The sequence below is a fragment of the Mesorhizobium sp. LjRoot246 genome, assembly GCF_964254115.1.
In the GTDB taxonomy this organism is placed as follows: Bacteria; Pseudomonadota; Alphaproteobacteria; order Rhizobiales; family Rhizobiaceae; genus Mesorhizobium.
On record NZ_CAXUSN020000001.1, the window covers coordinates 5889218 to 5905115 of the forward strand.

At 63.2% G+C, this 15898-nt stretch carries 17 protein-coding genes and 1 riboswitch; of the genes, 12 read left to right on the forward strand and 5 right to left on the reverse strand.

Annotation, left to right across the window (positions count from 1 at the left end; all coding sequences use genetic code 11):
- The first annotated feature begins 60 nt into the window (after positions 1-60).
- The 12 genes from bioB to ACSQ3L_RS28660 all read left to right on the forward strand — a co-directional run bounded on the left by bioB (position 61) and on the right by ACSQ3L_RS28660 (position 11036).
- Positions 61-1062, forward strand: coding sequence for a biotin synthase BioB (gene bioB / locus ACSQ3L_RS28605; RefSeq protein ID WP_436162954.1), 1002 nt, complete (start codon positions 61-63; stop codon positions 1060-1062).
- On the forward strand, positions 1059-2198 hold the full coding sequence (locus ACSQ3L_RS28610) for an 8-amino-7-oxononanoate synthase (RefSeq protein ID WP_436162955.1): 1140 nt from the start codon (positions 1059-1061) through the stop codon (positions 2196-2198). The genes bioB and ACSQ3L_RS28610 overlap by 4 nt, the downstream gene beginning before the upstream one ends.
- On the forward strand, positions 2195-2830 hold the full coding sequence (bioD, locus tag ACSQ3L_RS28615) for a dethiobiotin synthase (protein ID WP_436162956.1): 636 nt from the start codon (positions 2195-2197) through the stop codon (positions 2828-2830). The genes ACSQ3L_RS28610 and bioD overlap by 4 nt, the downstream gene beginning before the upstream one ends.
- Entirely contained in the window at positions 2830-4095 is a 1266-nt protein-coding gene (locus tag ACSQ3L_RS28620) for an adenosylmethionine--8-amino-7-oxononanoate transaminase (protein ID WP_436162957.1), read from the forward strand. The genes bioD and ACSQ3L_RS28620 overlap by 1 nt, the downstream gene beginning before the upstream one ends.
- Positions 4092-5075, forward strand: a complete 984-nt coding sequence (locus ACSQ3L_RS28625; protein ID WP_436162958.1) for a beta-ketoacyl-ACP synthase III — start codon at positions 4092-4094, stop codon at positions 5073-5075. Before ACSQ3L_RS28620 ends, ACSQ3L_RS28625 begins: the two co-directional genes overlap by 4 nt.
- A gap of 58 nt (positions 5076-5133) precedes the next feature.
- Positions 5134-5586, forward strand: coding sequence for an aspartate 1-decarboxylase (gene panD, locus ACSQ3L_RS28630; RefSeq protein WP_436162959.1), 453 nt, complete (start codon positions 5134-5136; stop codon positions 5584-5586).
- Between the two features lie 104 nt (positions 5587-5690).
- Positions 5691-5807: riboswitch (TPP riboswitch) on the forward strand.
- Positions 5808-5911: 104 nt separating this feature from the next.
- Positions 5912-7747 carry a phosphomethylpyrimidine synthase ThiC gene (gene thiC, locus ACSQ3L_RS28635; RefSeq protein ID WP_436162960.1) on the forward strand — a complete coding sequence of 612 codons (1836 nt, stop codon included), beginning with the start codon at positions 5912-5914 and terminating at the stop codon, positions 7745-7747.
- Positions 7744-8745, forward strand: a complete 1002-nt coding sequence (gene thiO, locus ACSQ3L_RS28640) for a glycine oxidase ThiO (protein ID WP_436162961.1) — start codon at positions 7744-7746, stop codon at positions 8743-8745. Before thiC ends, thiO begins: the two co-directional genes overlap by 4 nt.
- A complete protein-coding gene (gene thiS, locus ACSQ3L_RS28645) occupies positions 8714-8911 on the forward strand; it encodes a sulfur carrier protein ThiS (RefSeq protein ID WP_436162962.1) in 198 nt (65 codons plus the stop codon). The genes thiO and thiS overlap by 32 nt, the downstream gene beginning before the upstream one ends.
- Positions 8912-8914: 3 nt before the next feature.
- Positions 8915-9688 (forward strand): thiazole synthase, encoded by a 774-nt coding sequence (locus ACSQ3L_RS28650; RefSeq protein WP_436162963.1) that lies wholly within the window; start codon positions 8915-8917, stop codon positions 9686-9688.
- Positions 9685-10290, forward strand: coding sequence for a thiamine phosphate synthase (locus tag ACSQ3L_RS28655; protein WP_436162964.1), 606 nt, complete (start codon positions 9685-9687; stop codon positions 10288-10290). The genes ACSQ3L_RS28650 and ACSQ3L_RS28655 overlap by 4 nt, the downstream gene beginning before the upstream one ends.
- A complete protein-coding gene (locus tag ACSQ3L_RS28660; RefSeq protein ID WP_436162965.1) occupies positions 10281-11036 on the forward strand; it encodes a hydroxymethylpyrimidine/phosphomethylpyrimidine kinase in 756 nt (251 codons plus the stop codon). The genes ACSQ3L_RS28655 and ACSQ3L_RS28660 overlap by 10 nt, the downstream gene beginning before the upstream one ends.
- A gap of 77 nt (positions 11037-11113) precedes the next feature.
- Here ACSQ3L_RS28660 and ACSQ3L_RS28665 read toward each other — a convergent pair whose 3' ends face one another.
- The 5 genes from ACSQ3L_RS28665 to ACSQ3L_RS28685 all read right to left on the reverse strand — a co-directional run bounded on the left by ACSQ3L_RS28665 (position 11114) and on the right by ACSQ3L_RS28685 (position 15586).
- A complete protein-coding gene (locus ACSQ3L_RS28665; protein ID WP_436163556.1) occupies positions 11114-12853 on the reverse strand; it encodes a relaxase/mobilization nuclease domain-containing protein in 1740 nt (579 codons plus the stop codon).
- 246 nt (positions 12854-13099) lie between these two features.
- On the reverse strand, positions 13100-14179 hold the full coding sequence (locus ACSQ3L_RS28670) for a lytic transglycosylase domain-containing protein (protein WP_436162966.1): 1080 nt from the start codon (positions 14177-14179) through the stop codon (positions 13100-13102).
- A 13-nt stretch (positions 14180-14192) separates the two neighbouring features.
- Complete coding sequence (locus tag ACSQ3L_RS28675; protein WP_436162967.1) at positions 14193-14519, reverse strand: DUF736 domain-containing protein; 327 nt, start codon at positions 14517-14519, stop codon at positions 14193-14195.
- Positions 14520-14564: 45 nt separating this feature from the next.
- On the reverse strand, positions 14565-15125 hold the full coding sequence (locus tag ACSQ3L_RS28680) for a S26 family signal peptidase (RefSeq protein WP_436162968.1): 561 nt from the start codon (positions 15123-15125) through the stop codon (positions 14565-14567).
- On the reverse strand, positions 15122-15586 hold the full coding sequence (locus ACSQ3L_RS28685; protein ID WP_436162969.1) for a DUF2840 domain-containing protein: 465 nt from the start codon (positions 15584-15586) through the stop codon (positions 15122-15124). Before ACSQ3L_RS28685 ends, ACSQ3L_RS28680 begins: the two co-directional genes overlap by 4 nt.
- Positions 15587-15898: the final 312 nt, after the last annotated feature.

Below are 15898 nucleotides of genomic sequence, written 5' to 3' on the forward strand. Positions count from 1 at the left end.
TCGACCGTGCCTCGCCATTTCAAAGGCGCGTGTCGCCGCAACGCAAGGAACAGGATGGAAATGCACGCAGCGATTTCGGAAAAGACCCTGCCTGAAGCTCAATCATTCGACGGCCGCCGGACGTGGACCCTGGAAGAAGCCCAGGCTCTCCACGATGCGCCCTTCAACGACCTGCTGTTTCAGGCGCAGACCGTGCACCGCCAGAATTTCGATCCCAACAAGGTCCAGCTCAGCCGCCTCCTCAGCATCAAGACCGGCGGATGCCCGGAGGATTGCGGCTATTGCAGCCAGTCGGCCCATTACGAAACCGGTCTGAAGGCGTCGAAGCTGATGGAAGTCAGGCGCGTCATCGCCGAGGCGACCAAGGCGCGCGATGCCGGCGCCACTCGCTATTGCATGGGCGCGGCCTGGCGAAACCCCAAGGCGCGCGACATGGACGCGGTCGTCGCCATGGTCGAAGGCGTCAAGGCGCTCGGCATGGAGACCTGCATGACGCTCGGCATGCTCGATCTTGAGCAGACCGCTCGTCTGAAACAGGCAGGTCTCGACTATTACAACCACAACATCGATACGTCGGAACGCTACTATAGCGAGATCATCGGCACGCGCAGCTTTGCCGACCGGCTCGATACGCTCGAACAGGTTCGCCAATCCGGCATCAAGGTCTGCTGCGGCGGCATTGTCGGCATGGGCGAAGAACCGGTGGACCGGATCGACATGCTGGTGACGCTGGCCAATCTGGCGGAACATCCCGAAAGCGTTCCGATCAACATGCTCATCCCGATCGCCGGCACGCCGCTGGCCGACGCCAGGCCCATCGAGCCGATCGAATTCGTGCGAGTGATCGCGCTGGCGCGTATCATGATGCCGAAATCGCATGTCCGTCTTTCCGCCGGTCGCACCGCCATGACCGACGAGATGCAGGCGCTGTGCTTCTTTGCCGGCGCCAATTCGATCTTTGTTGGAGACACGCTGCTGACGGCGGACAATCCCGGCGAGGACAAGGATACTCTGCTGTTCCGTCGTCTCGGCATCGAGCCGATGGAACTCGAGGCGCAATGAGCGGGGCACCGCTTGCCCGCTATGACGCGACCTTGCAGGGGCTGGCGCGCAAGGACCGGTTGCGGACGCTGGCGCCGCGCGCCGGGCTCGACTTCTCGTCGAACGACTATCTCGGGCTTGCCGCCTCCAGGAGGCTGGGCGATGCGGTTGCCGCGGCCATTGCGCGGGGCACGCCGGTTGGCGCCACCGGGTCGCGGCTGTTGCGCGGCAACGCGCCGGAACATGAGCAACTGGAGGCAGACGCGGCGGCGTTCTTCGGGGCTGACCGCGCGCTGTTCTTCGGCAGCGGCTACATCGCCAACTTCGCTCTCCTGACCGCGTTGCCGCAGAAGGGCGACCTTCTGGTTCTCGACGAACTCGCCCATGCCAGCATGCATGAGGGTGCGCAGGCCGGACGCGCCCAGTTCATGCTGACCGCGCACAACGACGTCAATGCTGTCGAAGACGCGATCACGCGCTGGCGCGCCGAAGGCGGCATGGGGCGCGTCTGGATCGCGGTCGAAAGTCTCTACAGCATGGATGGCGACCGTGCGCCGATGGAGAGCCTCGTCGCGCTTGCCGATCGGCACGAGGCATTCATGGTCGTCGACGAAGCGCATGCCACCGGGGTCTGCGGGCCGGACGGCCGGGGGCTGGCCGCCGCTTTCGAGGGTCGCGACAACATCATTGCGCTCCATACTTGCGGCAAGGCGCTCGGCGCGTCCGGCGCGCTGGTCACCGGACCGGGAACGTTGTGCAATTATCTCGTCAACCGGTGCCGGCCATTCATCTACGCCACTGCGCCATCGCCGTTGATGGCGGTCGCGGCACGCGAAGCACTCGCCATGCTGACCGACGAGCCGATGCGCCGTGTTCAGTTGCATGAGCGTGTCGCTTTCGCGGGCCGCCAACTGGCTGAACGCTGCGGTGTGACGCCCAGCGGATCGCAGATCCAGCCGTTCGTCATCGGCGACGTCAGGCGCACCATGGCGGTGGCGGCGGCATTGCAGGCCCGCGGCTTCGACATCCGCGGCATTCGCCCGCCGACGGTCCCTGAGGGCACCTCGCGCCTGCGCATCTCATTCACGCTCAACGTCGATGAAGCCGACATTTCCGCCATGGTCGAGGTGCTCGTCGAGGTGTTGGCGTCGGCATGACCAAGCGCATCGTCATCACAGGAACAGATACCGGAATTGGCAAGACAGTGTTTTCGGCCGGACTCGCCGGCCTGCTCGACGGCTTCTACTGGAAACCGGTGCAATCGGGTCTCGATGAGGAGACCGACAGCGAGGTGGTTGCGCGGCTTGCCGGCCTGCCGCCAGGGCGCGTGCTGCCGGAGGTCTACCGCTTGAGCAAGCCCCTGTCGCCGCATCGTTCAGCCGAAATCGACGGCGTCGCGATCGAGGCGGCAAAGCTCTCGCTGCCAGCCTTGCCGGGCCCGCTTGTCATCGAAGGTGCTGGCGGGCTGATGGTGCCGCTCAACCGGCAGACACGGTTCATTGACATATTCGCGCAATGGCGGCTGCCGGTCATACTGTGCGCCCGCACCGCGCTCGGCACGATCAACCACACGCTCCTCTCGATCGAAGCTCTGCGTGCCCGCTCTATTCCAATCATCGGCGTCGCATTTATCGGCGACGAGGTGGCAGACACGCAAAGGACAATTGTCGAATTCAGCGGCGTGCCACAGCTCGGCAGGCTGCAGCACCTTGATCCGCTGACGGGCAAGACGCTGAGGGACGCGATGATTGCCGGCTTCGACCTCGCTTTGATTGCCAGAGGCCAATGATGCCGCAGTCCCAAGTTTGGCACCCCTTCACCCAGCACGCGCTCGAGCATTCGATCCCCGAAATCGTCCGGACCGAAGGCGCCTACCTTCACAAGGCCGACGGCGCGCGCATCCTGGACGCCATTTCCTCTTGGTGGGTCGTCACCCATGGCCATCGCCATCCCCGCATCATGAAGGCGATCGAGACGACCGCGTCGAGCCTCGACCAGATCATCTTCGCCGGCTTCACGCACGAGCCGGCCGAACGCCTGGCCAGGGCACTTGTCGGCCTCGCTCCGCCCGGACTCGACTGGGTGTTCTATTCCGACAGCGGCTCGACCTCCGTCGAAGTCGCGCTGAAGATGGCGCTTGGCTATTTCCGCAACCTCGGTGCGCCGCGTTCGCGCATCGTCGTCATGGAGCACAGCTACCATGGCGACACGATCGGCACGATGAGCGTCGGTGCTCGCGGCGTGTTCAACGCCGCCTACGAGCCTTTGCTGTTCGAGGTTGACACCATCCCCTTCCCGGCCGCAGGGCGCGAGCAGGAGACACTGGATCGGTTCGAGGCAATCTCTCGCGACCGGCGTGCCGCCGCCCTGATCGTCGAGCCGCTGGTGCTTGGCGCCGGCGGCATGCTGATGTATCCGGCGTCAGTTCTGACCGAATTGAAAAAGATCACTGAGGCCTCCGACACGCTGCTGATCGCCGACGAGGTGATGACCGGCTGGGGGCGCACCGGAACGATGTTCGCCTGCGAACAGGCATCCATCTCTCCGGATATCCTGTGCACCTCGAAGGGGCTGACCGGTGGTGCCATCCCGCTGGCCGCCACGCTTGCCACCGATGCCATCTTCCAGGCTCACTATTCCGAAGATCGGAAGAAGACCTTCTTTCATTCGAGCTCCTACACCGCCAATCCGATTGCCTGCGCGGCAGCACTCGCCAATGTCGAGATCTGGCACGATGAGCCGGTGGCCGAACGGGTCGCGGCGTTGAGTGCGCAGCAGGCAGCTGGGCTTCGGCGCTTTCGTGACAATGCCAACTTCACCGACTGCCGAGCGACTGGCACGATCGCGGCCCTCGACCTGCGCACCGGCTCAGCCGGCTATCTGGCCGAGATCGGGCCGAAGCTGCGCGCGTTCTTCCTCGACAAGGGGCTGCTTGTGCGTCCGCTCGGCAACGTCCTCTATCTTCTCCCACCCTATTGCATCGCCAGCGAGGAACTCGATCGACTCTATGACGCCATCGAGGAGGCCGGTGAACGCTTCGGTTCGGGGCCATGAGCAGATCGTCGCGCATTCTCGGGTTTGGCCATCATGCGCCTGGGCGCAAAGTGGCGAATGCCGAGATCGAGAACAATCTCGGGCTCGAACCGGGCTGGATCGAACGGCGTACCGGAATTCGTTCGCGCTTCTGGGCAGCGGACGAAGATACGCTGTCTGGTCTTGCCACACAGGCCGGCGACATGGCGCTGGCGAACGCAGGTATTGACCGCAGCGACATCGGTCTGCTGTTGCTTGCCACCTCGACGCCCGATCACCTCCTGCCGCCCAGTGCACCCCTTGTCGCGCACAAGCTCGGCATTGGCCGTGCAGGCGCGGTCGATCTGACCGGCGCCTGCGCCGGTTTCATCTATGCGCTGATGTTCGCCGACGGGTTCACCCGCCTGCACGGCAAACCATCGCTGGTCATCGCCGCCAACATCCTCAGCCGCCGCATCAATCCGGCCGAGCGCGCGAGCTCAGTCCTTTTCGCCGATGCCGCCGGCGCCCTGGTGATTGGTCCTTGCGAGGACCTCTATCAGGGCATTCTCGGCGCTTCGGTGGATTCCGACGGCTCGCGCTACGGGCTGATCCAGATTCCGGCGGGCGGAAGCAACATCCCGTTCCGTGGCGACCTCGACCTCGCGCAGACCCGCATGACGATGACCGACGGACGCGAAGTGTTCGCCAAGGCTGTCGAGATGATGACCGATTGCTCGATAAGCGCGCTTGCCGCTGCCGGAGTGCGACCACAGGGTATCGACCGGTTCGTGCCGCATCAGGCCAATGCCCGCATTTTCGATGCGGTCGGCAGGAACCTCGGAATAGCAGATCAAGCAATCGTCAAGACGATCGCCGAATACGGCAACTCTTCCGCCGCGACGATCCCGCTGTCGCTCTCGCTGACCAACCAGACGGAGCCATTTCGGCAGGGCGAAAAGATTCTCCTTACGGCGGCGGGCGCAGGCCTCAGCGGCGGTGCGCTCGTGGTCGGAATTTAGCCCGAACGACCGGCCGCGCGTAGGACTGGTCATGAATGGTAATAGGACAACGGGACCAATGCGAAAAATAGTCGCCGGCAAGCTGCATGGCATCCACGTCACCGAAGCGAACCTCAACTATCACGGTTCGATAACGCTGGACCCTGACCACTGCGAAGCAGCCGGGATCTTGCCCATGGAATTCGTGGAGATATGGAACAAGAATTCCGGTACGCGGATTTCGACCTATGTCATTCTTGGCGAGCGCGGCTCACGATGCTGCATCCTCAATGGAGCGGCGGCCCGCACCTGCCAGCCCGGCGACCAGATCATAATCTGCAACTCCATCTACCTGGACGAAGCGAAGATCACCTCGCTGAAGCCGCGGATCGTCACCTTCGACCAGGACAACCACATACGCGACCGCTTGAGCTACTCGGTCGATTTTGACGCGCACGGCCGATACAGTTTCTCCATCCTTGACGAGGCGAACGCGGCTTTGGCCATTCCTGCGCTGGTCTCCGGGACGTGACTTTCCCCACGCATTCATCAGCCTTTCCGCAGACTTGATTGGCGACCGATCAACGCCGCGGGCCAAATGCGCTTGACAAAATAGCGCCGGCCCGTTCAACCTGAGGCATTCACCAGGGGAGTCCCGGCAAGGGGCTGAGATACTGCTGGCTTTCGCGGCGCAGTGACCCGTTGAACCTGATCCAGTTCATACTGGCGTAGGGACGGTGCAAGCGCTTTGCGGGAGTTCACGCCCGAAGTCCTGTTTCGAACAGGCCGGGCAAAGCGTCTTTTCATCCTTCCGGCACAGAACTGGGTCTCCAATGCATGAGCAAAGGAGCCTCAAGATGAATGCCCTCACCCCCGCCGTGTCGACGGGACCACTGCCCGCCTCACGCAAGATCCACAAATCCGGCCTCCTCCATCCGCACATCAAGGTGCCGATGCGCGAAATCTCCGTCCATCCGACGGCCGGCGAGCCGCCCGTCATCGTCTACGATCCGTCCGGGCCCTATACAGACCCGACCGTCGAAACCAGCATCGAAAAGGGCCTCGCACGGCTTCGCCACGAATGGATCATGGCCCGCGGCGATGTCGAAGCCTATGACGGCCGCCACGTGCGGCCGGAGGACAATGGATTCGCCTCAGGCGAGCGCCTGACGCCGGAATTTCCCATTCGCAACCGGCCGCTCAAGGCCAAGCAGGGCAAGGCGGTGACCCAGTTTGCCTATGCGCGCGCCGGCATCATCACGCCCGAAATGGAGTTCGTCGCCATCCGCGAGAACCTCGGCCGCGAGATCCTGCGTGGCAAACTTGAGCGCGACGGCGAGGCCTTCGGCGCCGAGATCCCCGACTTCGTCACACCGGAATTCGTGCGCGACGAGGTGGCGCGCGGGCGGGCGATCATTCCCGCCAACATCAACCACCCAGAGAGCGAACCGATGGTCATCGGCCGCAATTTCCTGGTGAAGATCAACGCCAATATCGGAAACTCGGCGGTAACCTCCTCGATGGCCGAGGAAGTGGAAAAAATGGTCTGGGCGATCCGCTGGGGCGCCGATACGGTGATGGACCTGTCGACCGGCCGCAACATCCACAACATCCGCGACTGGATCGTGCGCAATGCGCCGGTGCCGATCGGCACGGTGCCGCTCTACCAGGCGCTCGAAAAGGTCGGCGGCATCGCCGAGGACCTGACCTGGGAGGTGTACCGCGACACGCTGATCGAACAGGCCGAACAGGGCGTCGACTATTTCACCATCCATGCCGGTGTGCGGCTGCACTACATCCCGCTGACCGTTGACCGGGTCACAGGCATCGTCTCGCGCGGTGGCTCGATCATGGCCAAATGGTGTCTGCACCATCACCGGGAAAGCTTCCTTTATGAGCATTTCGCGGAGATCTGCGACATCTGCCGCGCCTATGACGTGTCCTTCTCGCTCGGCGACGGTCTTCGTCCCGGCTCGATCGCCGACGCCAATGACGCAGCACAATTCGCCGAGCTGGAAACGCTCGGCGAGCTGACGCAGATCGCCTGGGCGAAGGATTGCCAGGTAATGATCGAAGGCCCCGGCCACGTGCCGATGCACAAGATCAAGCAGAACATGGACAAGCAGCTCGCTGTCTGCGGCGAGGCGCCCTTCTACACGCTTGGACCGCTGACGACCGACATCGCGCCGGGCTATGACCACATCACCTCCGGCATCGGCGCGGCCATGATCGGCTGGTTCGGCACCGCCATGCTCTGCTACGTCACGCCCAAGGAGCATCTCGGCCTTCCCGATCGCAACGACGTCAAGATTGGCGTGATCACCTACAAGATAGCCGCTCATGCCGCCGACCTGGCTAAGGGGCATCCGGCGGCGAAAGTCAGGGATGATGCCCTTTCCCGCGCGCGCTTCGAATTCCGCTGGGAGGACCAGTTCAACCTGTCGCTCGATCCCGAAACCGCGCGATCCTTCCACGACCAGACCTTGCCCAAGGAGGCGCACAAGCTGGCACATTTCTGCTCGATGTGCGGGCCGAAATTCTGCTCCATGCGTATCTCTCACGACATCCGCGCCGAGGCACAGAAAGAGGGCATGGCGGCGATGGCGGCGAAATATCGCGAGGGCGGCGATCTCTATGTGCCGGCGGACGAGACCGGCGCGCCGCTCATGCCGGAGGCGCATGGGCCATCGTGAGGGTGCTGGTCCAAGGGGCCGGGGTCGCCGGCCTCACCGCAGCCTTCGAGTTCGCCACACGCGGCGCTGCGGTGACAGTTGCCGAGACAAGACATGCTCTCGGCGGCAATGCGTCGTGGTTCGCCGGCGGCATGCTGGCGCCATGGTGCGAGCGTGAAAGCGCGGAGCAGCCGGTGCTGGATCTCGGACGCGATGCCGCCGGCTGGTGGGATGCGGTACTGCCGGGTCAGGTGACACGAGCCGGAACGCTGGTCGTGGCCGCGCCGCGTGATGCCGGTGAGCTTGACCGGTTCGCCAGTCGCACGTCAGGGCATCGGCGTGTCGATGAAGACGAAATTGCGATCCTGGAGCCCGACCTCGCAGGCCGCTTCCGGCGCGGGTTGCTGTTCCCCGATGAGGCTCATCTCGACCCGCGCCAGGCGATGGCGGCACTTCATGACAAGCTTGCAGCCATGGGTGTCGAATTCCACTTCGGCACCGACGCCCGGCATGTTTCCGGCTTCGATCGTCAGATCGACTGCACGGGAATGGCCGCCGTCGATGACAGGCTGCGCGGCATTCGCGGCGAAATGCTGATCCTGCGCACGCTTGATATCTCGCTGTCGCGCCCGGTCAGGCTGCTGCATCCGCGCTTTCCGCTTTATGCGGTGCCGCGTGCCGACACGCAGTTCATGATCGGCGCGACGATGATTGAGAGCCAGTCCGCCGGACCGGTCACGGCGCGTTCCATGATGGAGCTGCTGGGGGCCGCCTATGCCCTCCATCCGGCCTTTGGCGAGGCCGAGATCGTTGAAACCGGTGTCGGCGTTCGTCCGGCCTTTCCTGACAACCTGCCGCGCGTCGAAACGAGTGGAGACACCGTCGCGATCAACGGGCTCTATCGCCACGGTTTTCTCCTCGCCCCCACCATGGCGCGCCAGGCCGCCGACCTGGTTTTCAGTCAAGACGGAACCAAGGAACTTGCTCATGAAACTGATGGTCAACGGCGAAGCGCATGAGGTTGCCGCCACCACGCTGGCGGAGCTGCTTGCCGCGCTCGCCTATGAGGGCGATTGGCTCGCCACTGCCGTCAACAGCGACCTCGTGCACAAAGCCAACCGGGCGGAATTCCAGTTGAGCGACGGCGACCGGATCGAAATCCTCTCGCCCATGCAGGGAGGCTAGACCTTGTTCAATCTTTTCGGAACGGAGCTTGCCTCCCGCCTGCTTCTCGGCACCGCTCAATATCCTTCGCCGGCCATCCTTGCCGATGCGGTCAAGGCATCGGGCACGTCGGTGGTGACGGTCTCGTTGCGCCGTGAGATGGCAGGCGGCAGGGCCGGCGAAAAATTCTGGTCGTTGATCCGTTCGCTGGGTGTCAGAATCCTGCCCAACACTGCCGGCTGTCACTCCGCCAAGGAAGCGGTCACGACCGCGAAAATGGCGCGTGAGGTCTTCGGTACGAACTGGATCAAGCTCGAAGTGATCGGCAACCACGACACGTTGCAACCGGACGTGTTCGGCCTTGTCGAAGCCGCCCGCATCCTGTGCGAGGACGGTTTTGATGTATTCCCCTACACCACCGATGACCTTGTCGTCGCCGAGCGGCTGCTGGACGTAGGCTGCAAGGTCTTGATGCCGTGGTGCGCACCGATTGGTTCCGCCCTCGGGCCGGTCAACATCATGGCACTGCGCTCGATGCGCGGACATTTCCCTGGCGTCCCGCTCATTGTGGATGCGGGGCTCGGACGGCCGTCGCATGCGGCAACCGTCATGGAACTCGGCTTTGACGCCGTGCTCCTGAACACAGCGGTCGCCAAGGCGGCCGATCCGGTCGGCATGGCGCGTGCTTTCGGCAAGGCGGTCGACGCCGGCCGTGAGGCTTTCAGTTCGGGAATGCTCGAACCGCGCGACGTCGCCGTGCCATCGACACCGACGATCGGCAGGGCGGTTTTTTCATGAAGCTCGATCCCTTTTACCTTATCGTCGATAGCTCTGCCTGGATCGAGCGGCTGGTGCCGCTCGGCGTCAAGCTGGTGCAGCTTCGCATCAAGACCATGGATGAGGCCGGCTTGCGCGCGGAGGTCCGCAAGGCGAAGGCCCTTTGCGCCCGACACGAATGCCAGCTCATCATCAATGATTACTGGCGGCTGGCGATCGAGGAAGGTTGCGACTTCGTCCACCTTGGCCAGGAGGATCTGCAAACCGCCGACCTCGCGCGGATTCGGGCAGCCGGTCTGAGGCTCGGACTGAGCACACATGATGATGTCGAACTGGAAACGGCGATGGCCGCCGAGCCCGGCTACATCGCGCTCGGCCCCATCTACCCGACCATCCTGAAGAAGATGAAATGGGCCCCGCAAGGGCTCGAACGGATCAGCGAGTGGATGCGCCGGGTCGCACCGATTCCCCTGGTCGCCATTGGTGGTCTCAACCCGGACCGGCTCAACGGCGTCTTCGCGGCTGGCGCGGACAGCGCGGCGGTGGTGACAGACATCACGCTGAACGACGATCCCGAAGCACGCACGCGAGAATGGATCGAAAAGACAGGCCGATGGCGCTGAGGCCTTATGTGCTCGTCGTCGGTGGGTCGGACTCCAGCGGCGGAGCCGGAATTGCGCGCGACATCGAGACGATCTCTTCCATTGGCGTGCGCACTTGCCTTGCTGTCACCGCGCTAACGGTGCAGACGCACGAAGCCGTCATGGAAATCCATCATTCGCAACCCAGTCTGGTGGCCGATCAGATGCGCGCCGCGCTACGGGCCAACACGGTGGCGGCCATCAAGATCGGCATGCTCGCAACGGCTGAGATCGTTGTTGCCGTTGCCGGCGTGCTGCGCGAGAATCCGCAGGTGCCGGCAGTACTTGACCCGGTGCTGGCGTCGACGTCAGGCCGGGCGCTCCTGGAAGCAGGCGCCATCTCCGTCATGAAGCGCAATCTGATGCCGCTTTGCCGTCTCGTCACACCCAATCTCTTCGAACTGGCGCTTCTTGTTGGCACAGAGCTGGCGATGGACGAGGACGGCGCAGTGAGGCAGGGCCGGGAATTGCTAGCCGGTGCAGCGCAGGCCTTGCTGATCAAGGGCGGCCACGCTGCGGGACCTCGATCGGCCGACATTCTGTTGCGCCCCGATCAAGAACCAATCCGCTTCGACAAACCGCGTCTTGCCGTTTCGATGCGCGGGACGGGCTGCATGCTGGCCAGCGCGATTGCGGCGCACCTGGCGAAGGCGAGTCCGCTTGAAGACAGCGTGCGCAAAGGCAAGCTGTTTGTGTTCGAGAAGCTCCAGAAGCAAGCAGCCGAATGACAGTGGCATTTTCGTCCAGTCAAGCTTAAGTCCGCCGAGATAGGATACGGCTTGATCTGAGCGACGGTCGAGGCCGCTCAAAGCCCGAGGCTTCGTTTCCGGCCGAAACTCCAATTCACTCCTCCGGTAGCGCGTGCAACGCCGTCGATATGACTACCGAGGTGCCCATCAAGCGACGGCGACCATGGGACAAGCCTGAAACCAAGACCGTCGTCGATCATAGCGAAGCGGCCGGACGCGAGCGAAAAACGTTGCCGGTAGACGCCAGCTACTTGGTCGCCTTCCAAAGCCTTCGAGAACGGCAGTCTGGTCTCGTCGGCGAGCCGAGCGCTGAGCGCGTTCACCTCGCGATCGCGTAGCGTGTCGATCATGTTGCGAACGAGAATGACGCGCTGTCCCTCGCGCCGAGCCAGACCCTGCTCGACAAGATAATCGGCGCGCGCATTGAGCGCTTGATGCACGTCCCTGCCAAATCCCCCCTCGCCGAGTTCGGCAGGCTCGCTGGCGACGAGTTGCCGGTCCAGCCAGGTCGCGCCAAAGGCGTGGACCTGTTCTTGGATCGACAGGTCGGAGCGGACGGCAAGCGCGGTGCGTCCGCGGCCGTTCGCATCTTCGTAGCGGCGAAGCTCGACGACGGAGCCGGGCGCTGAATCGCCTGAGGCATCGAGATCTTGGAAGCGGATGTGATGAAGACGTCCGTCGACACCGTCGACGATGGCATAGGCCGAGCCGCGCAGTTCGTCATCCAGGCCGCGCTCAAGGAGCCGACCAATGACTGATTTGTCGATCTGTTCAGCCGCGAGCACATAGTCGGCCGCGCCTTTGTCGATACCCTGGCGGGCGAGACCGCGATGCATGCGCTTGATAACGTCGCCGCGGTCGCCGAGTGCGCGCAAGGTCGACTCGACGTCTTCGCCCATCATCCACTGGCCAGGACGGATCTCGTTTGCGAGGCCGAGGCTTTCCAACTTGCGGAGCCGTCCGACCTTCTGCGTCAGAAACTCGTCCGGCTGGCCATCAGGGTGCGGCGCGAGATCGATGATGCCATGGCGATCGGCATCACGAACAAGCTGGCGGTCGAGCTGTGTCCAACGTTCGCTGTCGATCTGCCGCTCGATTGTTTGGCGGATGTCGTGATCGGTGCGCAGCCCAAGTGTCTGGGTGAGGATGTCTCTCGCCCGGTCGCGCATGCCTTGGCGGATGTAGTCACGCGATATGACGAGGTTCTCGCCGTCATCGGCGACACCGCGAACGAGAATATGGACGTGCGGATGTTCGGTATTCCAATGGTCAACGCCCACCCAATCGAGTTTTGTACCGAGATCGCGCCGCATATCGACCATCAGGTCTCGGGCGAAGCCTTTGAGGTCGCCCAACTCGTGAGCATCGTCCGGTGAGACGATGAAACGGAAGTGGTGCCGGTCGTCCTTGCATCGCTCGGAGAAGGCATCATGATCGGCCTTGTCCGTATCCGGGCCGAACATCTTCGCCTCCGCCCCGTCACGCGTTACACCTTCGCGACGAAGGTATTTGAGATGAGCAGCGAGCGGTGTCGACCCACGGAACTGTCGGACGACGCGAGCCTTGATGACGGCGCCGCGCGAGCGGCCGGTGATAAGGCGATTGGCCCGGATGCTCGCCGATCTGCCGCGGCCGAACGTCGAGGCGCGCGGCGAGACGATCCGGCCCTTACGCGAGATGTGCCCGCCCGCGCGCTGTGCCGCTGCGAGCGCCTGGAAGATGAAGGGGCGTGCGCGCTGACCGGCGCGAGAGCGAATGCGGCCGGGGCGCACGCGAAAGCTATCATCACGGTTCATGGCTGCTGAGCTCGCGAGGTGCGGTTTCGATTGGAAAGATTCCGAAAATGGCAAGGGTGCACATCGCGGATTTCTCACGTACATCGCGGAACCGGCGCGCAAACCCTTGAAATCCAGCACCCCGACCGAGCCGCACATCGCGGCCCTTTATCCTGCCATCCCTCTCCGTCCTCTTTCAGGGCCAATCCTCCACCGCAATTTCCGCGACGGAACAGGTCGGAGTGCGATTGACCAGGGAGTCTGTGATCATTGTGGTGTCGTGGAGGAACTCTGCACAAACGGGCCCTGGATCGCGGGCGGCGGATCTAACGCACGTTCACTGCGCGAGCCGTCCGATGGCGGTACGAGCGCGGTAAGATCGGTGACCGCTTTAACCACAGGTGATCGTACGCTGGGTGAACGGATCGCCGTGAGGACGGTCTCGACGGGAACATTGGTTTCGCGCTTACCTTGCGAAGCCGAGCTCTTCCATGTGTTCACGACGTGCGCGAAAATCGCCGCTTCGAGTGCGCTCGCCCTGCCGGCTTCGTGCCGTTCGCGCATCGGAATGGGAACCGAACCGTTGATCAGAGGCGCGAGTTTCCTGACGTAGTCGATCGTCTCACGCGGCAGCGGCCGGCCGGTTGCAAGATGCTCTTCGTATCGCCCAGGACCGGCATTGTAGGCCGCGAGGAAGCCGCTGCGACCGAAGCGGTCGAGCATCTCGCGGAGATACGCTGCACCTGCAAAAATGTTGTCGCGCGGCTGATAAGGATCGTCACCGAGGCGGTACCTGGTGCGCAGTTCCTCCCATGTCGCCGGCATAATCTGCATCAAGCCCATCGCGCCCTTTCTCGACACCGCATGAACATCACCAACGCTCTCGACATGCATGACGGCGCGAAGCAGCCGCTCGGGAATGGCAAAGCGCTTGGCAGCCTCCCGGATGTGCACCAACCAGGGATCAGCGGACGAGATGACGTTGCCGGGGTGCGCCGGCCGCTCACGATGCGCGGATGGCTCTGCACAGACAGTAGACGCCAGGAGGGCAAGCATGACGCTTGCAGACAATGCTGCAATGCCTCGGCAGATAAAAGCACATGGACCACGATCCCGACGCGCCTGCAGCCTGCCACCGTGCTCGCCCCCATCAAGGGCAAGGCTTCGCCGGCCGGACTTGCTTCCGGCGAACCACGACGCCATGGGCGTCCAAAGCGACACGGAAGCGTCCGGCCGCCCTTGACCTTCGCTGCGCGCGGCGGCCGCCCGACGGGCGATCCGGTCGAAGGGTTTGACCGGCGCCCAATCGATCAAAGGGTTTGACTCAGAAAGTTCGCTGAGGCGCAATCGGAGCATCCGATCAGCCCCGTTCGTCGCGCTTCGACAGCCGGCTCCAGTGCAAGGCCCAGACACTTTTCTCGGCATCGGACTGGAACAGATTGGCGCGGATCGCCTGAGTGAAGGACGGATCATCGATGGAGACGGAGAGATAGTTGCCGGCCTTCTCGCCGCTGCGATCCCACGCCGCGCCGATCTCCATGCCTTCGCAGAAGACGCGATGGTCGGGAGCGTTTTCTGCGTCCGATTTCTCGGCCGGCAGGATGGCAAGCTTCGCGTCGAGCGTCAGCGTCGAGATATTGCCGAAGAAGCCGTCGTCGTTGCGAGTGAAGGTGCCGATCTGGGCCATTGCGTTGCTCCTTTCATGAGCCTTGATGAGTGTTGGTGCGAGCCGTCACGGCTCGCGGCGATCCGTTTCGCCGGAATCGTCCGTCGCCTGAGAAGCGCGGTCCTTGGTCCAGACCGGGACCGCGCGACCGACGATCGAATTGAGCGGGAGTGGGCCGAAATACCTGCCGTCGAAACTGTCAGCCGAGTTCCAGTTCATGAGGAAGACTTCACGATCGGCAATGACGTGGCAGCCCTGCCAGCCGGGCAGCGGCCGGCCACGACTGTCACGCTCGAGCGCACGTCCAAAGGTCACGCCATGGACGACGATGGAGCCGCCTCGCCTGCACACTTCAGTGCCTGCGAGTGCCAACACATGCTTCAGCAGCGGCACGCCGTTCGGCAGGTATTCGCGTTGGGCAAGAAAATCCGCCAGTGGCTTGGGCGGCATGACGACGGCGATATCGGAAACGCCGATCCTGTCGACCGGCTCGACGCGGTAGAGGCCGACCGGGAGGCTCGCTGACGCGTTCCAGATCAACTTCGGTCGATGGTCGATGCATGCCAGCGCGGCGACGAGGACCGCGCCGCCGAGCATCGCGACGATGATTGTTGCGCGCATGCTCATGGCTCAATTCGGCGACGCAGGAGCCATGCCTCATGGCGCTGGCGTGTGTAGGTCCGGGGCGCCTCCCGCGCGGCGAGTCGGCTGTGGACATGCCGCCAGTAGTCCGGCGACACATCAATGGGATCGATGCCGATCGCTTCGATAGCGTCGATGATCTTCAGCACCTTCTCGACGCTCGGCCATCCGATGGCTGTAAGCAGGATGTCGGCACCAGGCCGCACATACGCTACAGTCGAGCAGCGCTCGCCGGTGGCAACAGCGCGTAGGATATCGATGCGTGAAGCCACGGTGCCGAAGTCGTTCGCGGTCCAGCGAACGAAAGCGAAGACGCAGCCTGGCGTGAAGGAGACGACACGACGACTGCGGTCGATGGTCCTGTTCGAAGCAACCTTGCCGAACCGGATATAGTTCTCGATCCGCTTCTTCAGCCACACCAGTTCGACGTAGGTGAGATTGCTCATGCTGGCCTCTGTGACAGGAGGCCAGCAGTCACCATGGCGACACGATGATCAAAGAACGCAGCTGTGCCTCGGGAGGAACAGCGGACGTCGATCATTCCCGGCTTGGCGGAAAGATCACCACTCGGCTGTCGTCCACAGCCTCGTGGATGAGCGCTTTCCGTTAGAAAGAATCCGAAGGATTCACAGTTAGAAACGTTAGAGGAGCGGGTTCGGCAATCGCTGCAATGACTTAAGCCCGATTCCGGTTCCTGATAGCACGGGAATCCGGTTCCCGATGGCACGGGAGTTGCAGTTCCTGATAGCACGGGCCTG

Coding starts and splice junctions, on each gene's coding strand:
- bioD (WP_436162956.1), top strand. CDS start 2,195: ATGACCAAGCGCATCGTCATCACAGGAACAGATACCGGAATTGGCAAG.
- thiS (WP_436162962.1), top strand. CDS start 8,714: ATGAAACTGATGGTCAACGGCGAAGCGCATGAGGTTGCCGCCACCACG.
- ACSQ3L_RS28655 (WP_436162964.1), top strand. CDS start 9,685: ATGAAGCTCGATCCCTTTTACCTTATCGTCGATAGCTCTGCCTGGATC.
- ACSQ3L_RS28680 (WP_436162968.1), bottom strand. CDS start 15,125: ATGAGCATGCGCGCAACAATCATCGTCGCGATGCTCGGCGGCGCGGTC.
- bioB (WP_436162954.1), top strand. CDS start 61: ATGCACGCAGCGATTTCGGAAAAGACCCTGCCTGAAGCTCAATCATTC.
- ACSQ3L_RS28665 (WP_436163556.1), bottom strand. CDS start 12,853: ATGAACCGTGATGATAGCTTTCGCGTGCGCCCCGGCCGCATTCGCTCT.
- ACSQ3L_RS28660 (WP_436162965.1), top strand. CDS start 10,281: ATGGCGCTGAGGCCTTATGTGCTCGTCGTCGGTGGGTCGGACTCCAGC.
- ACSQ3L_RS28610 (WP_436162955.1), top strand. CDS start 1,059: ATGAGCGGGGCACCGCTTGCCCGCTATGACGCGACCTTGCAGGGGCTG.
- ACSQ3L_RS28620 (WP_436162957.1), top strand. CDS start 2,830: ATGCCGCAGTCCCAAGTTTGGCACCCCTTCACCCAGCACGCGCTCGAG.
- panD (WP_436162959.1), top strand. CDS start 5,134: ATGCGAAAAATAGTCGCCGGCAAGCTGCATGGCATCCACGTCACCGAA.
- ACSQ3L_RS28685 (WP_436162969.1), bottom strand. CDS start 15,586: ATGAGCAATCTCACCTACGTCGAACTGGTGTGGCTGAAGAAGCGGATC.
- ACSQ3L_RS28675 (WP_436162967.1), bottom strand. CDS start 14,519: ATGGCCCAGATCGGCACCTTCACTCGCAACGACGACGGCTTCTTCGGC.
- thiC (WP_436162960.1), top strand. CDS start 5,912: ATGAATGCCCTCACCCCCGCCGTGTCGACGGGACCACTGCCCGCCTCA.
- ACSQ3L_RS28625 (WP_436162958.1), top strand. CDS start 4,092: ATGAGCAGATCGTCGCGCATTCTCGGGTTTGGCCATCATGCGCCTGGG.